Consider the following 1,956-nt stretch of genomic DNA (forward strand, 5'->3'; position numbering starts at 1 on the left):
ACAATACAAGAATTGTTTGAGTCACAAGTTGAAAAAACACCAGATAATATTGCGGTAATATTTGAGGACAAAAAATTAACTTATAGAGAGTTAAATGAGAAATCTAATAGTTTAGCAAGAATTTTAAGAACTAAGGGTGTTAAAGCAGACTCTATAGTAGCAATAATGATTGATAAATCGGTAGAAATGATAATAGGAATAATGGGGATTCTAAAGGCTGGGGGAGCTTATTTACCAATAGATCCAAGCTCTCCTAGTGATAGAATAAAATATATGTTAAAGGACAGTGGAACTAATATTCTATTAAAAAAAGATGTTTTTGTAAAAAAATTAGAATTTAGTGGTGAGGTTATAGAGTTATTTGACTCTAGTTTATTTGTAGGAGATATAAATAAATTAGAGAAAGGAAGTAGTGCGAATAATCTAGCATATGTTATTTATACTTCAGGTACAACAGGAAAGCCTAAGGGAGTACTTATAGAACATAGAAATGTAGTTAACTTATTAAATCATATGCAAATAAGGTATCCAATACAGCAAAATGATGTTTATTTATTAAAAACTAACTATATATTTGATGTATCAGTAACAGAGTTATTTTCATGGTTTATGGGTGGTGGAACTTTAGCTATAAATAAACATGACAACCAAAAAGATATGAATAATATAATAGATTCAATAAAAAGATATAAAGTAACGCATATCAATTTTGTACCATCAATGCTGAGTGTGTTTAACGAAGTGATAGGTAATGACTTAGAAAAGGTTAATAGTTTAAAATATGTATTAGCTGCAGGGGAAGAGTTGAAACCAAGAGTGGTATATGATTTCTATAATAAGTTTAACAATGTTAAGTTAGAAAATTTATATGGTCCAACAGAAACTACAGTTTATGCATCAATGTATTCAACTGATAAGGGAAAACAATATAGAAGTATACCAATAGGGGTTTCAACACAAAATGCTAAATTATTTGTTGTGAATAATAATAAATTACAACCGGTGGGTATACCAGGAGAGTTATGTATATCAGGTGATGGATTAGCTAGAGGATATTTAAATAACCAAGAATTAACAGCTGAAAAGTTTGTGGACAATCCATTTGAACAGGGAACTAAGATGTATAAAACAGGAGACTTAGTAAGATGGTTAACAGATGGAAATATAGAGTTCTTAGGAAGAATAGATAATCAAGTTAAGATAAGAGGATTCAGGATAGAACTTGGGGAGATTGAAAATAAATTACTGAAACATGAAGATGTTAAAGAAGCAACAGTTATAGTAATAGAAGGTAAGGAAGATGATAAGCATATCTGTGCATATATAATAAGTGATAAAGAAATAAATGAGCTAAACTTAAAGGAGCATTTGAAAGAAAACTTACCAGAATATATGGTTCCATCTTACTTTGTTAAATTAGAAGAAATGCCAATAACATCTAATGGAAAGCTTGATAGAAGAGCACTTTCTAAACCTAATTTAGATGAAAGATTAACTAGTTATGAAGCACCAAGAAATAATTTAGAACAAACTCTGATAAGAATATGGAGTCAAGTTTTAGGTATAGACAAAATAGGAATAAATGATAACTTCTTTGAATTAGGTGGACATTCATTAAGAGCAATGGTACTTATATCCAAGATTCATAAAGAGTTAAATAAAGAGATAACATTAAAAGAACTATTTAAATTACCAACAATAAAGGAATTAAATGAATTGATTGAAAATTCACAAGAAAATCCTTATTCAAAAATACAAAAAGTAGAAGAAAGAGAATATTATGAAGCATCATCAGCTCAGAAGAGAATGTATATAATTAAAGGTTTTGATAAAGAAAGTATAGCTTATAATATGCCTGAAGTTTTTGAGATAGAAGGTATTATAGACAAAAATAAGATAGAAGATACATTTAGAAAGCTAGTTAAAAGACATGAAGCATTAAGAACTTATTTTGAA

The 1,956-nt window shown here is 28.4% G+C and carries 1 protein-coding gene; it reads left to right on the forward strand.

Annotation, left to right across the window (positions count from 1 at the left end; translation table 11 throughout):
• Nucleotides 1-1,956: non-ribosomal peptide synthetase (locus tag BM119_RS19410; protein ID WP_143087366.1), on the forward strand; the 1,956-nt coding region annotated here is incomplete at both ends.

It is taken from the genome of Clostridium frigidicarnis (assembly GCF_900111985.1).
Taxonomy (GTDB): Bacteria; Bacillota; Clostridia; order Clostridiales; family Clostridiaceae; genus Clostridium_Z; species Clostridium_Z frigidicarnis.